The organism is Streptomyces sp. LZ34 (genome assembly GCF_053890475.1).
The window spans coordinates 5,222,249-5,241,681 of record NZ_CM132680.1; the positions used below are offsets into that span (position 1 = coordinate 5,222,249).

The window sequence follows — 19,433 nt, forward strand, 5'->3', positions numbered from 1 at the left end:
CTCACCCCTCCACCGGGACGGCGTACGCGAAGCCGCCCTCCACCATCAGGTTGGCCACGGTCTCCAACTCCGGCGGGTTGCCCGCGAGCCGCAACAGGAAGGCGTCGAAGTCGTCGCCGCACGGCAGCATCAGGTGCTCGACCCGGTCCTGCACCGTCCAGCCGTCGCGGTCCCGCGCGTCGTCGTACGCGCAGAACCACACCGAGCCGATCGCGTCACCCTTCACCTTCACCGCGATCACCCCGCCCTGCACGAAGCCCACCCCGAGGAAGTCCTTGGTGAAGTGGTCGCGCAGGCATTTGTTGATGTACACCAGGTCATTGACCGCGGCCTCGTCGCGCACCGTGAAGAACGGCTGGTCGACGAGGAGGCCGAGCTCCGGGTCCAGCGCCGCGCCGACGGGCGCACAGCCGCCCGCCGCCTTCAGGAAGGCCCGGTACGCGCCGGGCAGCCGGTAGCCGAGGTCCTCCTCGACGCCGAGCACCTGCTCCTCGGTGACCGAAATGCCGCGCTTGGGCAGCCCGAAGTGCACCGGCCGGGTCTCCTGTAGCGGCCGGGTGCCGCGCTTGTCCTGGTCGACGGCGGCCGTCGCGAGCCCGCCGTGGTGCCGCAGCAGCGCCTTCACCTCCACCGGGATCAGCTCCATGCGCCGGGTGCCGACGACGTGGTGCCAGGTCCAGCCGTGCGGAGTGGCCACGGACGACGAGCCGTCCCACAGGTCGTGGTCGACGGCGTGCAGCGCGGCGTTGGCGGACACGAAGTCGGTCAGCCGCAGCTCGTCGACACCGAACCCCTCGGGCGGCTCGGCTATTTCGGCCGCCGCGCGCGCATAGGGCGAAAAGTCCGGATAGCCGTCTTCGTTCACCCGAACGCCCTTGGGGTGCCGGGCGGCCCTCACCGGGTCCGGGAAGTGCACGACCTGCCCGGCGTAGGCCGTGTTCGGTGGCGCGGCATGCTGCCCGAGCCGACCTGTCGTCATGGCGGATGCCCCCTGCTGCTGCTGGCTGGTACGGACAGACTATGCGGTACCGCGGACCCGGACCCCGCCGCGCCCGACCGCGCCCGACCGACCCCGGACGCCGGGCACCTTGCCGACCTCCCGCCCGGCCCGCGCCGGCCACCCCCGGACTTTCGCACCACGCGCCACATTTGGCAGGCTGATCTTCGCAACCGGGGGATTGCGCGGGGATTGCGCGCGGATTGCGCAGGGAGGGAACGGGAGGGAACGCAGGAGATGCAGACCACGCCAAGCGGCCACGATGACGCCGCGCCCGGGCAGAGCGACCCACGGCTCAGATGGAGCGACACCGACGGCGCGGCGGGGCCGCCGCCGCTCCTCCACCGCCGCGACGGCATCCTGCCGACCGTCGCCGCCGCGCTCTCCGTCCGCGGCGAGACCCTCACCTGCACCGCGAGCAAGGGCGATCAGCCACCCCCGCTGCACCCACTGGTCCAGGACTTTCTGGACACCCTCACCAGCGCCCAGCGCGAGCGGTTCACCGGCCGCTGTCCGGAGGCGATCCTGCTGTCGCGCCATCTGACCAGCGTCGAGGCGAACCGCTCCAAGCGCGCCGCCCGCAAGCCGCTCACCCACGGCGAGGCCCGCCGCGCCTTCAAACAGGCCAAGATCACCACACGCCGGATCCGCGAGGCCGGCGACCCCCGGCACGGCAGCTACGCCCCGCCGTGCCGCTCCTGCGTGCCGCTGCTGGCCCACTTCGGCGTACGGACCGTCGGACACACGAGCGGGCCTGCGACCGAAGCCGCGGCCGGACCGGTCAGGGGCTGACCTTGGACGCATCCAGACGCGTGCGCAGCATGGACACGACCCGCTTCTCCGTCCCCGTCGACGCCGCCCTGCGCGAGGCGGGCTGGCAGCCGGGACGCCGGGACGTCCACCAGGCCGAGTACTGGGCGGACGCCCTGCGTGCCCACATCTCCCCCGCCGGGCATCTGCACGCCGTCTTCCCGGCGGCCGTCGAGGCGTGGGCGGAGTTCGGCGGGCTGCACGTCATCCCGCCGGGAGCCGGGCGGCATATCGCCCCGACCCCCTTTCACCTCGACCCGCTGCACGGCCTGCACCTGGCCCGGACGCTGGGCGACCTGGGGCGGGCGCTGGACACGGAGGTCTGCCCGCTGGGCGAGGAGTCCGGCGGGCAGGCGTTATTGACCATCGACACGGAAGGGCGGGTGTACAGCCTGGACCACACCGGGGACTGGTACCTGGGCACGGACATCGACGCGGCGCTGACGGCGCTGGTGATGGGGGTCCAGCCGCAGCGGCTGCCGCGCGGATAGCGACTCCGGGTGGCGACTCCGGGTAGCGACTCTGGGGAATCCCCTACTCTTTCGAGCCAATTTCGAGCAGGCCGGTGGCCGTACGACCCGTGGCCGTACGATCCGTGCCCGCACGGTCCGGAATGACCGCCGAGACCCGGAAGCCGCCCGACTCCGTGGCCCCCGACACAAAACCGCCCCCGAGCGTCGTCACCCGCTCCTTCATCCCCAGCAGGCCGTTGCCGCCACTCGGCAGCCCCGCGTCCGCCGCGCCCCGCTCCGAGGGCCCGTTCTCCACCAGCACCGCGATCTCCAAGGGCCGGTGGGCGAGCCGGACCCGCGCCTTCGCGCCCGGCGCGTGCTTGTGGACGTTGGTCAGGGCCTCCTGCACCACGCGGTACGCGGTCTGCTCCACCCGGGGCGCATAGCCGCGCTCCTCCCCCTCCACCGAGAGCTCCACGACCATCCCGGCCTCCCGCGACTGCCCGACCAGCGTCTCCAGCTCCGCGAGCCGCGGCCCGCCCGTGATGTCCGCCGCCACGGCCGACCCGGCGCCCCCGGCCGTACGCGCACCGCCCGCACCCTCCGCACCGCCCGTACCCGACACCCCGGCCGCCTCCGCCGCGGCCGACGCGGCCGCGGCCACCGCCGCCAGCGGCACCGGCACCGGCTCGCCGTCCGCGCGGGCACCGGCCGAGGCCGGGGCCCGCTGGCCGACCTCCTGGGAGCGCAGCACGCCGAGCATCTGCCGCAGCTCGGTCAGCGCCTGGCGGCCCATGTCGCCGACCAGCGCCGCGTTCTTCGCGGCCTTCTCCGGGTCCTTGAGGGCGACCGCCTGAAGGGCCGCCGCATGCACCACCATCAGGCTCACCCGGTGCGCCACCACGTCGTGCATCTCCCGCGCGATCCGGGTGCGCTCCTCGTTACGGGCCCACTCGGCCCGCTCCTCCGCCCGGTCCGCCAGCAGCGACAGCTCGCGCTCCAGACCGTCCGCCCGCTCCCGCAGGCTCTCCACGAGCCGGCGCCTGGCCCTGACGTACAGCCCGAGCAGGATGGGCGGGGCGGTCAGCCCCAGGGACATCACCACCGCGACCAGCGGAATCATCCACACGGTGGGCTCCGCGGTGCCGCTGCCGCGGTGCATGTTTTCCTGGAACCGGATGGTCGAGATGATGAGCGTGCCCGCACCCGACATTCCGGCCAGCACGGCCGTGATCCGGCGCGGCACCTCCGAGGCGGCCAGGGTGTAGAGGCCGACGATGCTGAGCAGCACGCCCATCTCCGCCGGGGTCACCGCGATCGATATGAGCACCACGGCGATCGCCCAGCGCCGCCGCAGCAGCAGCGTGGCGCCGACGACCAGCCCCATCGCCACCCCGACGGCCACCGGGATACGCGCGTCATGGGCGAACGCGACACCCTCCGCGGCACACTCGACCGCCGACATGACCGCGAGGAAGACATCCAGCACCATGCTCCGCCGCCGCGGCCACCACCACGGCCCAGCGGGCGCGCCCCGCGCGCCCGCTGTCTCGACGTCCCCCATGTCCCCCGTCGCAGTCATACCGACCAGACTACGGCCGGGTGCCAAGGGTTTAACCCGGGACACGAGGGCCTGCGTCCCCCCGTTTCGGGGATCGTCGGCGGCTGATATGCGCGCCCCGGCGTGTGATCTGTGCGATGCGGCTCGTGATCCGTGTGGCGCAGCGCGCGGGCCTCCACCGTCGCGTCGAGGGCGCTCAGTACGGCATAGTGGTGGGGGCCAAGTCGGCCACCCCCACCAGGTGTCCGGCTTTGACCGATTTACCATCCCCTGTGGTGTAATCAGGCAGCACACCGGTTTTTGGTACCGTTTGTCAAGGTTCGAATCCTTGCAGGGGAGCTCATATTCCGCCCCCTGATCTTCCCACCCAGGACCCGCCCTCGTTTCCGCCGCGAAACCTCTCGGTATCCTGCGGGTGTCCACACCCGAGCCGAGCCCGAAGGGCACATCCGTGAGCGCCAACCGCCCGGCAGCCGTCGTCGTCCTCGCAGCGGGTGAGGGCACCCGCATGAAGTCGACGACCCCCAAGGTCCTGCATGCGATCTGCGGCCGGTCCCTCGTCGGGCACGTCGTCGCCGCCTCGCGCGAGCTGTCCCCCGAGCACCTCGTGGTCGTCGTCGGCCACGCCCGCGAGCAGGTCACCGCGCATCTCGCGGAGATCGACGCCGATGTGCGCACCGCCGTGCAGCACGAACAGAACGGGACCGGGCACGCCGTCCGGATGGGGCTCGAGCAACTCGCCGACAGCGCCGACAGCGGGGTCGCCCTGGACGGCACCGTGGTCGTCGTCTGCGGGGACACCCCGCTGCTGACCGGCGAGACCCTGGGCCGCCTCGCCGGGACCCATGCCACCGAGGGCAACGCCGTGACCGTCCTGACCGCCGAGGTCCCCGACGCGACCGGCTACGGCCGGATCGTGCGCGACGAGGCGAGCGGCGCGGTCACCGCGATCGTGGAGCACAAGGACGCCACCGACGCCCAGCGCGGGATCCGCGAGATCAACTCGGGGGTCTTCGCGTTCGACGCCCGGCTGCTGATCGACGCACTGGGCAAGGTGCGGACCGACAACAGTCAGGGTGAGGAATACCTCACCGATGTGCTGGGCATCCTGCGCGAGGCCGGGCACCGGGTCGGCGCCTGTGTGGCGGGCGACCACCGCGAGATCGTCGGCATCAACAACCAGGTGCAGCTGGCCGAGGCGCGCCGGCTGCTCAACGACCGGTTGCTGACCCGGGCCATGCTCGACGGGGTGACCGTCGTCGACCCGGCCACGACCTGGGTGGACGCGACCGTCACCTTTGAGCCGGACGCCCTGGTGCACCCCGGTACCCAGCTGCTCGGTGCCACCCACATCGCGGCGCACGCCGAGGTCGGCCCGAACTCCCGGCTCACCGACACCACCGTCGCCGAGGGCGCGACCGCGAGCTTCACCGTCGCCCAGGGCGCGGAGATCGGCGCGGGCGCGAGCGTCGGCCCGTACGCGTATCTGCGCCCCGGCACCCGGCTCGGCGCCAAGGCCAAGGCGGGCACGTACGTGGAGATGAAGAACGCCCGGATCGGCGAGGGCACCAAGGTGCCGCATCTCTCCTACGTCGGCGACGCGACCATCGGCGAGTACACCAACATCGGCGCCGCCAGCGTGTTCGTGAACTACGACGGCGTCGACAAGCACCACACCACCATCGGCAGCCACTGCCGCACCGGAGCGGACAACATGCTTGTGGCTCCGGTCACGATCGGGGACGGCGCCTACACCGCCGCCGGCTCGGTCATCACCAAGGATGTGCCCCCGGGCTCGCTCGCTGTCGCACGCGGCCAGCAGCGGAATATCGAGGGTTGGGTCGCCCGCAAGCGCCCCGGAAGCGCCGCCGCGAGGGCCGCCGAGTCGGCCCGTCAGGAGGACGCGGGCGAGGAATGACCCGTGCACGGGTGCGCCGTGCGGGGCGTACCGTGATAAGCGCATCAAAGTGACGTCCAAGGAGACATGCTGTGACCGGGATCAAGACGACCGGCGAGAAGAAGCTGATGCTCTTCTCCGGCCGCGCCCACCCCGAGCTGGCCGAGGAGGTCGCCCACGCGCTGGGCGTCAGCTTGGTCCCGACCAAGGCATTCGACTTCGCGAACGGCGAGATCTACGTCCGTTTCCAGGAGTCCGCGCGAGGCGCCGACTGTTTTCTGATCCAGAGCCACACGGCTCCCATCAATAAATGGATCATGGAGCAGCTGATCATGGTCGATGCGCTGAAGCGGGCCTCCGCGCGCTCGATCACCGTGATCGTGCCCTTCTACGGCTATGCCCGCCAGGACAAGAAGCACCGCGGCCGTGAGCCCATCTCGGCGCGGCTGATCGCCGACATGCTAAAGACCGCGGGTGCCGACCGGATCCTCACGGTCGATCTGCACACCGACCAGATCCAGGGCTTCTTCGACGGCCCGGTCGACCACCTCTTCGCGCTGCCGATCCTCGCGGACTACGTGGGCGCCAAGGTCGACCGCTCCAAGCTGACCGTGGTCTCCCCGGACGCGGGCCGGGTGCGCGTCGCCGACCGCTGGTGCGACCGGCTCGGCGCCCCGCTGGCGATCGTGCACAAGCGCCGCGACCCGGACGTGGCCAACCAGGTCACCGTCCACGAGGTCGTGGGTGATGTGCGGGGCCGGGTGTGTGTCCTGGTCGACGACATGATCGACACCGGCGGCACCATCTGCGCCGCGGCGGACGCGCTGTTCGCCAACGGCGCGGAGGACGTGATCGTGACGGCCACCCATGGTGTGCTGTCCGGCCCGGCCACGGACCGGCTGAAGAACTCGAAGGTGAGCGAGTTCGTCTTCACCAACACCCTGCCCACCCCGAACGAGGTCGAGCTCGACAAGATCACCGTGCTGTCGATGGCGCCGACCATCGCCCGCGCGGTCCAGGAGGTCTTCGAGGACGGCTCGGTGACCAGCCTCTTCGAGGAGCAGTGATGGCCACCGGCGACTTAGGGGCCGCCGCCCCGAGCACCCGCCGACCGATCTGAGGCCACCCCGCCAGGGGTGGCCTCAGCCATGGGCGGGCCATGGCCGGGCAGGTGGCATCCGGCATGCGGCCCGGGAGGTAGAATTGCCGGGTTGCTCGGCGAGGGAAGCTGTGTGCGATCACGTACGCGGCTCGTCCGTTATCGACGCGCTCTTCGTAGAGATGGTCTGTCGTGGGCCGGGTGACGGCCGTCAGATCGTTCGTTCAACGACTACGAGGAGTGCAGTCATGGCTGAGGTCAAGCTTTCCGCCAAGAGCCGTAACGAGTTCGGCAAGGGCGCCGCCCGCCGCGCCCGCCGCGAGGGCCTGGTCCCCGGTGTGGTGTACGGCCACGGCACCGAGCCCGTCCACATCAACCTGCCGGGCCACGACCTGATGCTCGCGCTCAAGACCGCGAACGTGCTGCTCAGCCTGGATGTCGAGGGCAAGAAGGAGCTCGTCATCCCCAAGGCGGTCCAGCGCGATGCCATCAAGGGCTTCATCAAGCACGTGGACCTGCTCCTGGTGAAGCGCGGCGAGAAGGTCACCGTCGAGGTGCCGATCCACACCGAGGGCGACCTGGCCCCCGGCAGCAACCTGCTGGAGCACCTGCTGAACGCGCTGCCGGTGGAGACCGAGGCGACCCACATCCCGGAGTCGGTCACCGTCTCCGTCGCGGGCCTGGACGCCGGTCACTCCATCCTGGCCAAGGACATCACCCTGCCGGCCGGCACCACCCTGGCGATCGAGGAGGACACCGTCGTGGTCCAGGTCGTGTCCGCCCAGGCCGAGGCCCCGGCCGGCGAGGGTGAGGCCGAGGGCGAGGAGGCGTAAGCAACGCCTAGGTCCTGTCTCCCCGATCTCTGTGGATCAGCCCGCGGCGTCTGGTGCGTGCGATCGCAAGGCGGAGGGTCGCCCTCGTAGTGGGCCTACTTGGGCGAGCCCGACAACGCAGCGAGCGAGCGTGCCAGGCGTCGCGGGCCCGCAGAGATCGGGGAGACAGGGCCTAGGAGGCGTGACGCCGAGGCGTCGACGCCCCGCTGCCGTTCCGGCCGCCGTCCCGCCCCGCGCCCCGCTCCGGGGCCGGCCAGGGGCGGCGGCCGGTCCTTCCGGATCCCCCGGCTACCGCTGGGAGGTACCTCCCGAGGAGACACCCAGATGACGGACGGAGCGAGCCCCTGGCTCGTCGTGGGCCTCGGCAACCCCGGGCCCGAGTACGCCGGCAACCGCCACAACATCGGCTTCATGGTGGCCGATCTGCTGGCCGACCGCATGGGCGGCCGCTTCAAGGCGCACAAGTCCCGCGCGCAGGTCGTCGAGGGGCGCGTCGGCGCTCCGGGCCCGGCGAGCCGCCGCGTGATCGTCGCCAAGCCCATGTCGTTCATGAACCTCTCGGGCGGCCCCACCACCGCGCTGCGCGACTTCTACAAGGTGCCGGTCGGGCAAGTCATCGCAGTCCACGACGAACTGGACATCGACTACGGCGCGTTGCGGCTGAAGCTCGGCGGAGGTGACAATGGCCACAACGGCCTGAAGTCGATCACCAAGTCGCTGGGCCCGGACTACTTCCGCGTCCGCTTCGGGATCGGCCGGCCGCCCGGCCGGATGGATGTCGCGGCCTTCGTGCTGAAGGACTTTTCCGCCGCTGAGCGCAAGGAGTTGGACTATTTCGTGGACCGCGCCGCGGACGCCGTGGAGACGCTGATCGCCGACGGCCTGGAGCGCGCGCAGGGCACGTACAACTCCTGATCCGCTCCCGATCCCCGCCCGGGCGGCCGCCTGCTGATGGTTGACCAGCGGGCTCGGATGTCGCCAGGATCGCCGCCATGTCTTCCACCGGCACGATCAAGCGCAGCCGTAAGCGGCGGGCGGGCGAGAGCGCGTACGGGCTGCTGCTGCTCACGAAAACCGTGGTGATGGCGCTCCTCGCGCTGTTCGTACTCGTCGCGGGCGTCTGGTACTCGTGGGCGACCGCCAAGCCGGCGATGTTCACCAAGAACCTCGAACGCGGCACGATCACGGTCGCCGCCTGCGACGACGACTGGTGCACGGGCGCCTTCACGCCCGTCGACGGCTCGGGCAAGGCCCGCGCGAAGGTGCGGATCGACAAGGCGGTCACCGACGGCCGGGGCGACCGCCTGGCGGTGGCCCTGAAGCCCGGCTCGGACGAGGCCGTACGGACCGGCTGGACCGGGATCCTGCACGCCTGGGTCCCCTTCGCGGGCTCCCTCCTGCTGGCCTCGCTCATGGTCGCGGGCGGCCTGCGTCTGCGCCGCACCGCCTGGGCGCTGGGCCTGGCCGGCGCGGCCCTCCTGGCCGCGTCCTTCGCCACGCTGACGTTCTGAACACCACCGCGCCCGGGCCGCTCCCACCGGGGGGAGCGGCCCGGGCGCGGTCGCCTCGGGCGCGGGCCGCGGGTCAGCCCGTGTTGCGCAGACCCGCCGCGACGCCGTTGACCGTCAGCAGCAGGGCGCGGGCGAGGATCGGGTCGGGGTCCTCGCCGCGCTCGTGGGCGGTGCGCTGCCGGTGGAGGAGCGAGACCTGGAGGTAGGAGATCGGGTCGAGGTAGGCGTCGCGGACGTGGAAGGTCTGCTTCAGCACCGGGTTCGAGTCGAGGAGCTCGGGCTCGCCGGTGATCCGCAGCACCTCCCGCACGGTGAGCTCGTGCTCGGCCTCGATGGTGTCGAAGACGTGCTTCAGCTCATCCGGCACCAGCGTGTCGATGTAGTGCCGGGCGATCCGCAGATCGGTCTTGGCGAGCGTCATCTCCACGTTGGACAGGAAGTTCCGGAAGAAGTGCCAGTGCTGGTGCATCTCGTCCAGGGCCGCGTCCAGGCCCGCCTCGCGGGCGGCCCTGAGCCCGGAGCCGACGCCGAACCAGCCGGGCACGATCTGCCGGGACTGGGTCCAGCCGAAGACCCACGGGATGGCCCGCAGCCCGTCCAGGCCGGCGCCGGAGTCGGGGCGCCGGGAGGGGCGGGAGCCGAGGTGGAGCTCGGCGAGCTGGTCGACGGGGGTGGAGGCGAAGAAGTACGCCGGGAGGTCGGGGTCCTCGACCAGCGCGCGGTAGGCGCGGTGGGCGGCGTCCGAGACGGTGTCCATGGCCGAGTCCCAGCGGGCCAGCGCCTCGTCGGACTGGCGGGGGGCGGTGTGGAGGGCGGAGGCCTGGAGCGTGGCGGCGACGGTCAGCTCCAGGTTCTCCCGCGCGAGGGAGGGGACGAGGTACTTGTCGGAGATGACCTCGCCCTGCTCGGTGACCTTGATCTCGCCTTCCAGGGTGCCCCAGGGCTGGGCGAGGATCGCGTCGTGGGTGGGGCCGCCGCCGCGGCCGACGGTGCCGCCGCGGCCGTGGAAGAGGCGCAGCCGTACGCCGTGCCGGTGGGCGACGTCGCGGAGCAGCCGCTGGGCGCGGTGGATCTCCCACTGGGAGGTGGTGATGCCGCCGAACTTCGAGGAGTCGGAGTAGCCGAGCATGACCTCCTGGACGTCGCCGCGCAGGGCGACCAGCCGCCGGTAGGAGGGGTCGGAGAGCATGTCGTCGAGGAGCTGGTCGGCGATCTTGAGCTCGTCGGTGGTCTCCAGCAGCGGCACGATGCCGATCTTGGCCCAGCCGGCGTGCAGGTCGACCAGGCCGGCCTCGCGGGCGAGGACCGCGGCGGCGAAGACGTCGTCGGAGCCCTGGCACATGGAGATGATGTACGACTCGACGATCTCGGGGCCGAACCGTTCGAAGGCCTCGCTGATGGTGTGGAAGACGCCGAGGGTCTTGGCGCCCGCGGCGTCCAGCGGCGCGGGGGTGGGCGCGAGCGGGCGGCGCGAGCGGAGCTCCTTGGCGAGCAGCTTGCGGCGGTAGTCGCGGGGCATGTCGGCGTACCGCCAGGATTCCTCGCCGAGGCGGTCGAAGAGCTGGCCGAGGGCGTGGTGGTGGGCGTCGGCGTGTTCGCGTACGTCCATGGTGGCCAGCTGCAGCCCGAAGGCGGCGAGGGTGCGGATGGCGCGTTCCATACGGCCGTCGGCGATCAGCTGGCCGCGGTGGGCGCGCAGCGACTCCTGGATGAGGTGCAGGTCGGCGAGGAGCTCGGCGGTGCCGAGGTAGTCGCGTCCTGGCTGGTGGGGGGTGCCGCCGGCGAGGCGGGCGCGGGTGTTGAGGAGCTTCTGCCGGACGCAGGTGGCCTTGAGGCGGTAGGGCTCTTCGGCGTTGAGCCGCTTGTAGCGGGGGCTGATCTCGGGGAGGAGTTCCAGGTCGCGCTGGAGGGAGTCCAGGAGCTCTTCGGAGGCGTCGGAGTTGCGGATGGAGCTGGAGAGGGCGGCGCGCAGGTCGTCGACGACGGCGAGGGCGTCGGTGATGCCGTGCTCGTGCTGGAGGATCAGCACGTCCCAGGTGACCTGGGGGGTGACGTTGGGGTTGCCGTCGCGGTCGCCGCCGATCCAGGTGCCGAAGGTGAGGGGGCGGGTGGTGGCGGGCAGCGGGGCGCCGACGCGCTCCAGCTCGGCGGACAGGTCTTCCAGGACGTCGCCGACGGCGTTGGCGTGCAGTTCGTCCAGGTAGTAGATCGCGTTGCGCGCCTCGTCGGCGGGCTCGGGGCGGGCGACGCGCAGTTCGTCGGTCTGCCAGAGGAGGTCGATGTTCTCGGCCAGGCGCAGGTCGGTGCGGCGCTTGTCACCGCCGACGGCGAGGGTGTCGAGCAGTTCGGCGATCCGGCGCAGCTTGTTCAGGACGGTGCGGCGGGCGGCCTCGGTGGGGTGGGCGGTGAAGACGGGGCGGACGTTGAGGTGGCGGACGGTCTCCCGCAGGTGCTCGGGGTCGGCGTCCTTGAGCTGGTCGGCGGTGCGGGACAGCAGCCCGCCCTCGGCGGCGCGCTTGGCGCGCAGCTCGCGGCCGCGGTGGACCTGCTCGGTGATGTTCGCCAGGTGGAAGTACGTGGAGAACGCGCGTACGAGCTTCGCCGCCGTATCCAGGTCGGTGGCGCCGAGCAGCTCCGCGGCGGCTTCGCCGTCACTGCGGGTGAGAGCGCGGACGCGCTCGACGAGGTCGAGGAGGTCGGGACCCTCCTGCCGGACCAGGGTTTCGCCGAGCAGGTCACCCAGACGGCGGATATCGGCGCGCAGGGCGGCGTTGGTGTTGTCGGCACTGCTCACAGGTGCGGGCTCCTTGCAGTGTTCGGGCACTGGTCGGGTAACGACGGGGCCGAAAGGCCGTGGCTGCCGGCGCCACCGGCCCCGGGACCCCCGTGCTGTCGGCGAGATGCGGACCGCGCTGTCCGACGCCACCAGGATATGCGGCACGCCCTCGGGGGAATCCATAGCCCTATTGCCCCGCTTCGGGGCCCTGCCATACTTACGTCGCCGTAGGTTACGGTCCCGTAACCGTACCCCCGAGCCCCACGAGGGATTCCATGACCGCAAGCCCCGACGTGATCGACGACGCGCCGAAGGCCCAGGAGCACCCACTTCCCTCCGCCACGCTCGGCGGGGACAGCAAGCGCTCCATCGAACAGATCACCCTGCTTCTGTTCATCACCGTCCCCTTCCTCGCCCTTGCCGCCGCCATCCCGCTGGCCTGGGGGTGGGGGGTCAGCTGGCTGGACCTGACCCTGATGGTCGCCTTCTACTACATCGGCTGCCACGGCATCACCATCGGCTTCCACCGCTACTTCACCCACGGCTCCTTCAAGGCCAAGCGGCCGCTGCGGATCGCGCTGGCGATCGCCGGGTCGCTGGCGGTGGAGGGACCCCTGGTGCGCTGGGTGGCCGACCACCGCAAGCACCACAAGTTCTCCGACGCCGAGGGCGACCCGCACTCCCCCTGGCGGTACGGGGAGACCGTCCCGGCGCTGATGAAGGGCCTGTGGTGGGCGCACATCGGCTGGATGTTCGACGAGGAGCAGACCCCGCAGTACAAGTACGCGCCCGACCTGATCAAGGACGACGCGATCCGCCGCGTCTCCCGGCAGTTCGTGGTCTGGACGCTGGTCTCGCTGCTGCTGCCCGCGCTGATCGGCGGGCTGGTGACCTGGTCCTGGCAGGGTGCGGCGACCGCGTTCTTCTGGGGGTCGCTTGTCCGGGTCGCGCTGCTGCACCACGTCACCTGGTCGATCAACTCGATCTGCCACGCGGTCGGCAAGCGCCCCTTCAAGTCGCGCGACCGGTCCGGCAACGTGTGGTGGCTGGCGGTGCTCTCGTGCGGTGAGTCCTGGCACAACCTCCACCACGCCGACCCGACCTCCGCCCGCCATGGCGTGCTGAAGGGGCAACTGGACTCCAGCGCCCGGATCATCCGCTGGTTCGAGAAGGCGGGCTGGGCCTATGACGTGCGCTGGCCCAATGAGGCCCGTATCGACGCCCGCCGTAAAGAGGAAACCACCGAAGCGGCATGATGGAGGGCGTGGCGACCGACAGTAATACCAGCGGTAACAAGGACCGGGCGGCCCGCGCCTCCGGATCCGGGACCCGGCGCACCCGCCGGGTGCGGATGACCGGCAAGGAGCGCCGGGAGCAATTGCTGGACATCGGTCGCGCGCTCTTCGCCGAGCGCGGCTTCGAAGGCACGTCGGTGGAGGAGATCGCGGCCAAGGCCGGGGTCTCCAAGCCGGTGGTCTACGAGCACTTCGGCGGCAAGGAGGGGCTGTACGCGGTGGTGGTGGACCGCGAGATGCGCCGGCTGCTGGACATGGTCACCGGCGCACTGACCGCGGGCCACCCCCGCGAACTCCTGGAGCAGGCCGCCTTCGCCCTGCTCGACTACATCGACGCGTACACGGACGGCTTCCGCATCCTGGTGCGCGACTCCCCCGTCGCCCAGTCGACGGGCAGCTTCGCCTCGCTGATCAGCGATATCGCCACCCAGGTCGAGGACATCCTCGGCCTGGAGTTCAAGGCCCGCGGCTTCGACCCCAAGCTCGCCCCGCTGTACGCGCAGGCGCTGGTGGGCATGGTCGCGCTCACCGGCCAGTGGTGGCTGGACGTACGCCGGCCGAAGAAGGCCGAGGTGGCGGCCCATCTGGTGAATCTGGCCTGGCACGGCCTGGACGGCCTGGAGCCCAAGCCCCGGCTGATAGGCCACCGCAAGTCGTAACCCACCGGGGGCTGGTCCGCGCCTCCTCCGCCGTTGGATGATGTGAGCCACGGGGAGGGGACGAACACATGGTCACGGGGGAGCGGTCCGAGACGCGCAAGAAGACGGTCGGCGCGGGGCCGGGCGTCTGTCATGCGCTGGGCCTGATGGTGCTGGTGATCTCTGAGTGGGTGCGGGCCGATCTGAAGGACGCGACCTCGCTCGCCTCGCACACCTATCTGAAGGACATGATCAAGTTCGCGGCCGAGCTGGCCGACACGGACTGGTACAAGCCCGCCGTGGACCTGTACGACAACGTCTCCTTCGGCCAGCCGCGCGCCGCCCTGTGGGCGGCCGTCTTCATGGCCCTGGTCGTCCGGCTCAACCGGCACGGACCGGAAGAGGCCCAGCAGGTCCTCTCCTGGGTGGCCGCCGCGTACTGCCTGCTGGCCACGGTGGCCCTCATGCCGTACCTGGCCGCTCCGGGGGTCGGCATCATCCTGCTGCTGGCGCTGAGCGGGGGCCTGACGAACGTGGCGACGCGCTGACTCAGCCCCGGTACACCATGGTGCACAGCAGCGTCCGGCCGCCGTTGACCAGCCACGACCAGTAGTACGTACGGTCGCCCTGGACCCGGGCGCACTGACTCGCCGAGGGGTTCGCCGGGGCCCGGTACACGCCGGTGATGTGCAGGATCTGGTTGTACCGGGCCGGGCGCCGCTTCGCGTCGCAGTCCACCCCGGTCATCAGCCCGGCCCGCATCTGCGCCGACTGCCCGCTGCCCGACTGCTTGGCCAGCAGACAGTAGCCCACCCTGAACTGGCGGGTCAGGCACAGCGCGATGGTCTGCCCGCGGGAGGTGTACGACATGTAGCTCCGGCCCGGCCCCTGGCTGCAGGCGCTGCCGCTGGAGCGTACGGCGTTCACCCAGACGTAGGCGTTTCCGGCACCGCAGCCGACCCGGTAGGGCACCCGGGTGTTGTAGTCGCCGGAGCCGGTGTCGTACACGGCGAGGCAGTCGCCGGCGCTCACCGCCCGGTACGCGTCCGCGGTGGGGTCCGGCGCCACGGTGGGCGTGGCGGGCCGCTGGGTCTCCACCGAGCCGCCGCCTCCCCCGCTGCCGCCGGTGACCCCCTCCGTACCGCCGCCACTCGTCTGCTGCCCGCTGCCCCCGGAGCTGTAGCTGGGCAGCGACGAGGTGGGCAGGCCACTTGGCAGCCCGCTCGGCACACCGCTGGGTATCCCGCTGGGAAGCGACGGCAGCCGCGAGGAGCCGCTTGACGGGAGGGCACCCGCGAACGAGGTCTTGTCGTCGTCCTCGACGACCTGCGGCAGCACGAGAACGGCGAAGGCGAGGGCGGCGGCGACCAGGATCCAGATGCCGCGCTGCCGCTGCTCCTCGCTGCTCGTCGTGCCCGTGCTCGAACCGGACCCGCCCGACGCGCTGCTCATGGCTCTCCCCCGAGAACGTGAGCCTTGGCCCACCCTTTGCTGTTCAGCGCATCCACGGTCTCATGACACACGGCTCAGGGGGAGCGCTGCGACAAAGCGTGCCTCGCATGTGACCTTGGCTTCACGGCACCGAGGTGATTCCCCCGTCGACGCGCAGGTCGATCCCGTTGATGTAGCCGGCCAGCGGGCTGGCCAAGAAGGCGACCGCCGCCGCGATGTCCTCCCCGGTGCCCAGTCGCCCCGCCGGGTTCGGCGCATACTCGGCCACGACGCGCGGTTCCAGCTCCGACCACTGCTGAGGCCAGCCCCGTGCGGCCGCCCCTTCCTCGAACATCCGCCGCATCCCGTCGGTGACGATCACTCCGGGGCTCACGGTGTTCGCGGTGATCCCGGACCCGGCGAGGTGCCGGGCCAGGCTGGTGGTCATATTGACCACCGCCGCCTTGGCCGCCGAGTACTCGACCATGTTCGGCAGCGGAGTCGTCGCCGCCCGGCTGCCCACGTTGATGACCCGCCCCCAGCCGCGCTCGCGCATGGACGGCACCAAGGCCCGGATCATCCGCACCGCGGAGAGCACGTTGCCGTTCACCGCGTCCAGCCACGCCTCCGGCTCCGCGGTCTCCCAGTCGTGTTCGGCGAACGGACCGGCATTGTTGACCAGCACGTCCACGCCCCATGCCCGCGCCTGGTCGGCCACCTCCCCGGCGGCCTCGTCGTCGGTGAGATCGCCCAGCGCGACCTCGACCGTCCCGCCGCCGGCACGCAGTTCCCGCGCGACCTCACCCGTACGCCCCGGGTCGCGTCCGTGCACCAGCACCGCGCACCCTTCGTCGACCAGCATTCGTGCCACGGTAGCGCCGATGCCTCCGCTGCTTGCCGTCACCAGCGCACGTCGTCCTGCAAGGTCAAGGTCCATGGCCGGCAGGCTAGTCAGCGCCCCTGACACGTGGCGCACCCGCGAGCGCCGCTCAGGCGGGGAGGTCCCAGCGGCCCGCTTTGACCTCGGTGAGGAACGACGCGAATGCGTCGGTGGAGAAGGCGAGCACGGCACCGTCCGTGTTCTTGGAGTCCCGAACCCCGATGTGGGCGCGTAGGTCCGCGACCTCGACGCACTCGTTGCCCTCTCCGCCGCTGTAGCTGCTCTTGAACCAGACTGTCGCGGGCGATATTCGGTCGGTCATGAGGTCAGCTCCTGTCGGGTCCTTGCCAACAGCCGCAGCGAGGCCGAGGTGTCGGCTGCTTGAGAACGAAGGTAATCGAAGGTCAACTTATAAGCACCGACTTCTTCGGCATCATCGAGGTACAGGCCACGACGGCGCATCTCGATGTAGACGACCGCCATGGAGTTGAGGGGGTTGCGCTCATCGTTCCGGCCCAGGATGACGAAGTGGCCTGCTCCGGCAGCGTGCGCTCCGGCGCTGAAGGGCAGCACCTGGATGTCGATGTTGGGCCTCTGGGCCACTTCGTACAGGTGCGTCATCTGCTTGGCCATGACGTCAGCGTCTCCGACATCGCGCCGAAGTACCGCTTCATCCAGCACCACCCACAAGTGCAGCGCTGGCTGCCTTTCGAGGATGCTCTGCCGCTGTACGCGGGCCTCGACCATCCTCTCGATCTCATCGTTCGGGCTCCGGACTTCTCGGGCCTGGTGAACTGCCCATGCGTAGTCCCTGGTTTGCAACAGGCCGGGGATGACGCTGTTGGCATACAAGTGCTCGTACTCGGCTTCGTGCTCAAAGGAGACCAACGGGTCCAGCCACTCCGGCACGGCACTGTTGCCCACCCACCAGCCTTCGGCCTGCGACTTGGCCATCTGGATCAACGCCTCCCGCTCCCCCACGGATGCGTCGCATGCGTCAGCCAGTGCCTTGACCGTGGCCCAGCGAATGCGGGCGCGGTCCTGCCACATCTCATACCGGCTCACGGTTGTCTTGCTGACACCCGCACGTTCGGCCACCTGTGCCTGCGTCAAGCCGCTCCGCTCGCGTAGGGAGATCAGCCCGCGAGCGATCTGCATCCGTACGGCGGGACCCGTCTGTGTGGCGGTCATCCGCAGTTCCTTCCCGTGGGCCGAAGCGGCTTCGCCGCTGTTGGTTGGCCGGTCAACGCCGCGAGCGTACGCGGCGTTTGACTGCTGTCAGCGCCTTCGCCAAAGCAGTCACCCACATTAATGAACTTCCCTCACAGTCAGGCACTCCATGGGACTCCCATGGCACGCTTCCCATCAAGCAATGGCTATGGATCCCCTTGAGGAGCCGCCCATGAAACCGCACACCCCCACCGCACTGGCCGTCGCCACCGGAGCCCGGCTGACCCACGTCCGGTCGGCGTGGCAGACCGGACGGGCCGCCGAGGTACCGATCGGCGCAACGTGGGACGTGGCCCGCGTGACCCGGACGATCGGGACGGCAGTGCTGCACCGGCTGCGGGCCCGGGGCACGCCTCTTGGCCTCGTGCTGGAAGTGCCACTGCGGGCAACGGTCGAATTCCTTGTGCCGCCGGGCTGCTTCGCGAGCTGGCCACCGCTGACCGGGACTCGCTGCGTCGCCTCCGGCGTGATGCGCTGGCCCTCGCCTGGCGCGAACCTGCGCACCGGCGTACGCGCCGCCTGCGGCCGTCGCTGGATCGTGGAGCCGAACGCGGCCGACGTGCTGACCACTGACGGCGATGAGCTGTGCGAGGCGGTCGCCGCGACCCTCGCGCGTCTTGCTCGAGCGTGGCTCGCGGACCGCCGCACTGAGGAGGTCGGTCGTGGACCAGTACGTCGCGTCTCTTGAGGCGATCAGCACTGCCCTCGGAGGTACCAGCCCGGATGGGCTGAGCCTGCTGACGTTGCCAGGCAGCGATCTCGCGTCCGCCGGTGTGGCCCGTCGGCACGTACGGGGAACGGCTCACGTCTGGAGCCTGGTGGAGGAGGTCGCCGAAGCGCTGGAGGCCGTGGTCGGTGAGCTCGCCGCCAACGCGGTGGAGCATACGAAAAGCCGCAGCATCACGGTCACACTGGCCTTGACGGGGCAGTCGACCATCATTGCCGTGTCCGACGAAGGCGTGGACGGGACCGCTGCCGGGTGCTGTCCGGGCCAGGACAGCGAGCATGGCCGAGGCTTGTTGATCGTCGCGGCGGTGGCCGAACGCTGGGGGCAGTGCCGCACCCGGCAGGGGCTGACCGTGTGGGCAAAGGTCGGCGGAACGCGTCTTCCGGCGCACGCCACCGCTGGATCGGACCGGGGTGACGTCGGCCAAGCGGCAATGCCGGTGACTTCCTGAGTTGTGGTGAGTATCGGACAGCGACACGCCGACACCACGGCGTGTCGCTGTCCGATACTCACCACAAAATTCACTGGCATTGGGCCGGAGGTCAGCCCGGCGGCAGGCCGCAGCGCCCCGGCCGGCGACCCGCCGTCAGGGCCTCACGATCGCGTCGCCGATGACGAAGCCCTTCGCCGGGCGGTCGGGAATGACCGCGTCGGTCCCGTACGGGACGCGGTGCTCGTCGGCGTAGCTGGCCTTGTCGGGGTTGGGGGAGGTCAGGACGGTGACCGTCCCGTCGCCGTCGAAGTCGTCGATCAGGACGTACAGCGGGATGCCCGCCCGGGCGTACGCCCGGCGCTTGCGCTTCCTGTCGCGCGATCGGGCTTCGCGGCCGGGCGAGACCACCTCGAAGACGGCCGCGACGCCGCTCGCGTCGACCCCGAAACCCTCCTCGTCGGGGATTTCATCGAGGTCCTGGGGGCGATGACCAGATCGGGTAGCCACACCTTGCGGTGGTGGATGACGTTGAGGCCCTGGAATGCGGCGTGGTCACCATCTGCCGGATAGCCGTGCAGGGCCCGGCGGAGACGGTTGACGGCTACGCCATGGCGGCGACGGCCGGTGGACGACACCTCGATGGACTCCTCGATGATCTCGGCCCGGTAGCCCTCGGGGAGTTCCATGGCCTTCCACGCCTGTCACAGAACCTCGTCCAGGGCCGCAGCCTCGTACGCGAGAGCGGTCATCGCGAAGCACCTCCTCCGTGAAGTGGGCGCGGGCGCCACTGCGGCACAAGCGACACCGGGACGTTATGCCGCCGACGCACGCCGCCACCGCCCGAACGATGTCGGATCATCCGA

Annotated in this window: 21 protein-coding genes and 1 tRNA gene; 14 read left to right on the forward strand and 8 right to left on the reverse strand. The window is 70.8% G+C overall.

Features of this window, described 5'->3' with window-relative positions:
• Position 1: 1 nt before the first annotated feature.
• The gene (locus ACWY4P_RS20780; RefSeq protein ID WP_456212042.1) at positions 2–979 is read right to left on the reverse strand and encodes an SMI1/KNR4 family protein; all 978 of its coding nucleotides are present in this window, start codon (positions 977–979) and stop codon (positions 2–4) included.
• Positions 980–1,234: 255 nt separating this feature from the next.
• On the opposite strand from ACWY4P_RS20780, the gene ACWY4P_RS20785 reads away from it, so the two are divergent.
• Positions 1,235–1,789 (forward strand): YwqJ-related putative deaminase, encoded by a 555-nt coding sequence (locus ACWY4P_RS20785; protein ID WP_456212043.1) that lies wholly within the window; start codon positions 1,235–1,237, stop codon positions 1,787–1,789.
• Between the two features lie 29 nt (positions 1,790–1,818).
• Positions 1,819–2,298 carry an SUKH-3 domain-containing protein gene (locus tag ACWY4P_RS20790; RefSeq protein ID WP_456213004.1) on the forward strand — a complete coding sequence of 160 codons (480 nt, stop codon included), beginning with the start codon at positions 1,819–1,821 and terminating at the stop codon, positions 2,296–2,298.
• 43 nt (positions 2,299–2,341) lie between these two features.
• On the opposite strand, the gene ACWY4P_RS20795 is transcribed toward ACWY4P_RS20790, so the two are convergent.
• Positions 2,342–3,841, reverse strand: a complete 1,500-nt coding sequence (locus ACWY4P_RS20795; RefSeq protein WP_456212044.1) for a sensor histidine kinase — start codon at positions 3,839–3,841, stop codon at positions 2,342–2,344.
• A 245-nt stretch (positions 3,842–4,086) separates the two neighbouring features.
• On the opposite strand from ACWY4P_RS20795, the gene ACWY4P_RS20800 reads away from it, so the two are divergent.
• The 6 genes from ACWY4P_RS20800 to ACWY4P_RS20825 all read left to right on the forward strand — a co-directional run bounded on the left by ACWY4P_RS20800 (position 4,087) and on the right by ACWY4P_RS20825 (position 9,160).
• Positions 4,087–4,159, forward strand: a tRNA-Gln gene (locus ACWY4P_RS20800).
• A 112-nt stretch (positions 4,160–4,271) separates the two neighbouring features.
• Positions 4,272–5,738 (forward strand): bifunctional UDP-N-acetylglucosamine diphosphorylase/glucosamine-1-phosphate N-acetyltransferase GlmU, encoded by a 1,467-nt coding sequence (gene glmU, locus ACWY4P_RS20805; RefSeq protein ID WP_456212045.1) that lies wholly within the window; start codon positions 4,272–4,274, stop codon positions 5,736–5,738.
• Between the two features lie 71 nt (positions 5,739–5,809).
• Positions 5,810–6,784, forward strand: coding sequence for a ribose-phosphate diphosphokinase (locus tag ACWY4P_RS20810; protein WP_456212046.1), 975 nt, complete (start codon positions 5,810–5,812; stop codon positions 6,782–6,784).
• A gap of 280 nt (positions 6,785–7,064) precedes the next feature.
• On the forward strand, positions 7,065–7,649 hold the full coding sequence (locus ACWY4P_RS20815) for a 50S ribosomal protein L25/general stress protein Ctc (RefSeq protein WP_456212047.1): 585 nt from the start codon (positions 7,065–7,067) through the stop codon (positions 7,647–7,649).
• A gap of 324 nt (positions 7,650–7,973) precedes the next feature.
• Positions 7,974–8,564, forward strand: coding sequence for an aminoacyl-tRNA hydrolase (pth, locus tag ACWY4P_RS20820; RefSeq protein ID WP_456212048.1), 591 nt, complete (start codon positions 7,974–7,976; stop codon positions 8,562–8,564).
• A gap of 77 nt (positions 8,565–8,641) precedes the next feature.
• On the forward strand, positions 8,642–9,160 hold the full coding sequence (locus tag ACWY4P_RS20825; protein ID WP_456212049.1) for a hypothetical protein: 519 nt from the start codon (positions 8,642–8,644) through the stop codon (positions 9,158–9,160).
• Positions 9,161–9,233: 73 nt separating this feature from the next.
• Here ACWY4P_RS20825 and ppc read toward each other — a convergent pair whose 3' ends face one another.
• The gene (ppc, locus tag ACWY4P_RS20830) at positions 9,234–11,954 is read right to left on the reverse strand and encodes a phosphoenolpyruvate carboxylase (protein ID WP_456212050.1); all 2,721 of its coding nucleotides are present in this window, start codon (positions 11,952–11,954) and stop codon (positions 9,234–9,236) included.
• Between the two features lie 257 nt (positions 11,955–12,211).
• Here ppc and ACWY4P_RS20835 point away from each other — a divergent pair, with 257 nt between their 5' ends.
• The 3 genes from ACWY4P_RS20835 to ACWY4P_RS20845 all read left to right on the forward strand — a co-directional run bounded on the left by ACWY4P_RS20835 (position 12,212) and on the right by ACWY4P_RS20845 (position 14,417).
• The gene (locus tag ACWY4P_RS20835) at positions 12,212–13,192 is read left to right on the forward strand and encodes an acyl-CoA desaturase (protein WP_456212051.1); all 981 of its coding nucleotides are present in this window, start codon (positions 12,212–12,214) and stop codon (positions 13,190–13,192) included.
• Positions 13,192–13,890 (forward strand): TetR family transcriptional regulator, encoded by a 699-nt coding sequence (locus ACWY4P_RS20840; protein ID WP_456213005.1) that lies wholly within the window; start codon positions 13,192–13,194, stop codon positions 13,888–13,890. The genes ACWY4P_RS20835 and ACWY4P_RS20840 overlap by 1 nt, the downstream gene beginning before the upstream one ends.
• Positions 13,891–13,958: 68 nt before the next feature.
• Positions 13,959–14,417, forward strand: a complete 459-nt coding sequence (locus tag ACWY4P_RS20845; RefSeq protein WP_456212052.1) for a hypothetical protein — start codon at positions 13,959–13,961, stop codon at positions 14,415–14,417.
• A 1-nt stretch (position 14,418) separates the two neighbouring features.
• Here ACWY4P_RS20845 and ACWY4P_RS20850 read toward each other — a convergent pair whose 3' ends face one another.
• The 4 genes from ACWY4P_RS20850 to ACWY4P_RS20865 all read right to left on the reverse strand — a co-directional run bounded on the left by ACWY4P_RS20850 (position 14,419) and on the right by ACWY4P_RS20865 (position 17,371).
• Positions 14,419–15,321, reverse strand: a complete 903-nt coding sequence (locus ACWY4P_RS20850) for a hypothetical protein (protein ID WP_456212053.1) — start codon at positions 15,319–15,321, stop codon at positions 14,419–14,421.
• A gap of 121 nt (positions 15,322–15,442) precedes the next feature.
• Positions 15,443–16,162, reverse strand: a complete 720-nt coding sequence (locus tag ACWY4P_RS20855) for an SDR family NAD(P)-dependent oxidoreductase (RefSeq protein WP_456212054.1) — start codon at positions 16,160–16,162, stop codon at positions 15,443–15,445.
• 127 nt (positions 16,163–16,289) lie between these two features.
• Positions 16,290–16,502, reverse strand: a complete 213-nt coding sequence (locus ACWY4P_RS20860; protein ID WP_456212055.1) for a DUF397 domain-containing protein — start codon at positions 16,500–16,502, stop codon at positions 16,290–16,292.
• On the reverse strand, positions 16,499–17,371 hold the full coding sequence (locus ACWY4P_RS20865) for a helix-turn-helix domain-containing protein (protein ID WP_456212056.1): 873 nt from the start codon (positions 17,369–17,371) through the stop codon (positions 16,499–16,501). Before ACWY4P_RS20865 ends, ACWY4P_RS20860 begins: the two co-directional genes overlap by 4 nt.
• A gap of 211 nt (positions 17,372–17,582) precedes the next feature.
• Between ACWY4P_RS20865 and ACWY4P_RS20870 the strand changes: the two genes are divergently transcribed.
• Entirely contained in the window at positions 17,583–18,098 is a 516-nt protein-coding gene (locus tag ACWY4P_RS20870) for a hypothetical protein (protein WP_456212057.1), read from the forward strand.
• Positions 18,073–18,588: an ATP-binding protein gene (locus ACWY4P_RS20875; protein WP_456212058.1), complete on the forward strand. Its 516-nt coding sequence runs from the start codon at positions 18,073–18,075 to the stop codon at positions 18,586–18,588. The genes ACWY4P_RS20870 and ACWY4P_RS20875 overlap by 26 nt, the downstream gene beginning before the upstream one ends.
• Positions 18,589–18,723: 135 nt before the next feature.
• On the opposite strand, the gene ACWY4P_RS20880 is transcribed toward ACWY4P_RS20875, so the two are convergent.
• On the reverse strand, positions 18,724–19,077 hold the full coding sequence (locus ACWY4P_RS20880) for a Uma2 family endonuclease (RefSeq protein ID WP_456212059.1): 354 nt from the start codon (positions 19,075–19,077) through the stop codon (positions 18,724–18,726).
• Positions 19,078–19,088: 11 nt separating this feature from the next.
• On the opposite strand from ACWY4P_RS20880, the gene ACWY4P_RS20885 reads away from it, so the two are divergent.
• Positions 19,089–19,340: a hypothetical protein gene (locus ACWY4P_RS20885; protein WP_456212060.1), complete on the forward strand. Its 252-nt coding sequence runs from the start codon at positions 19,089–19,091 to the stop codon at positions 19,338–19,340.
• Positions 19,341–19,433: the final 93 nt, after the last annotated feature.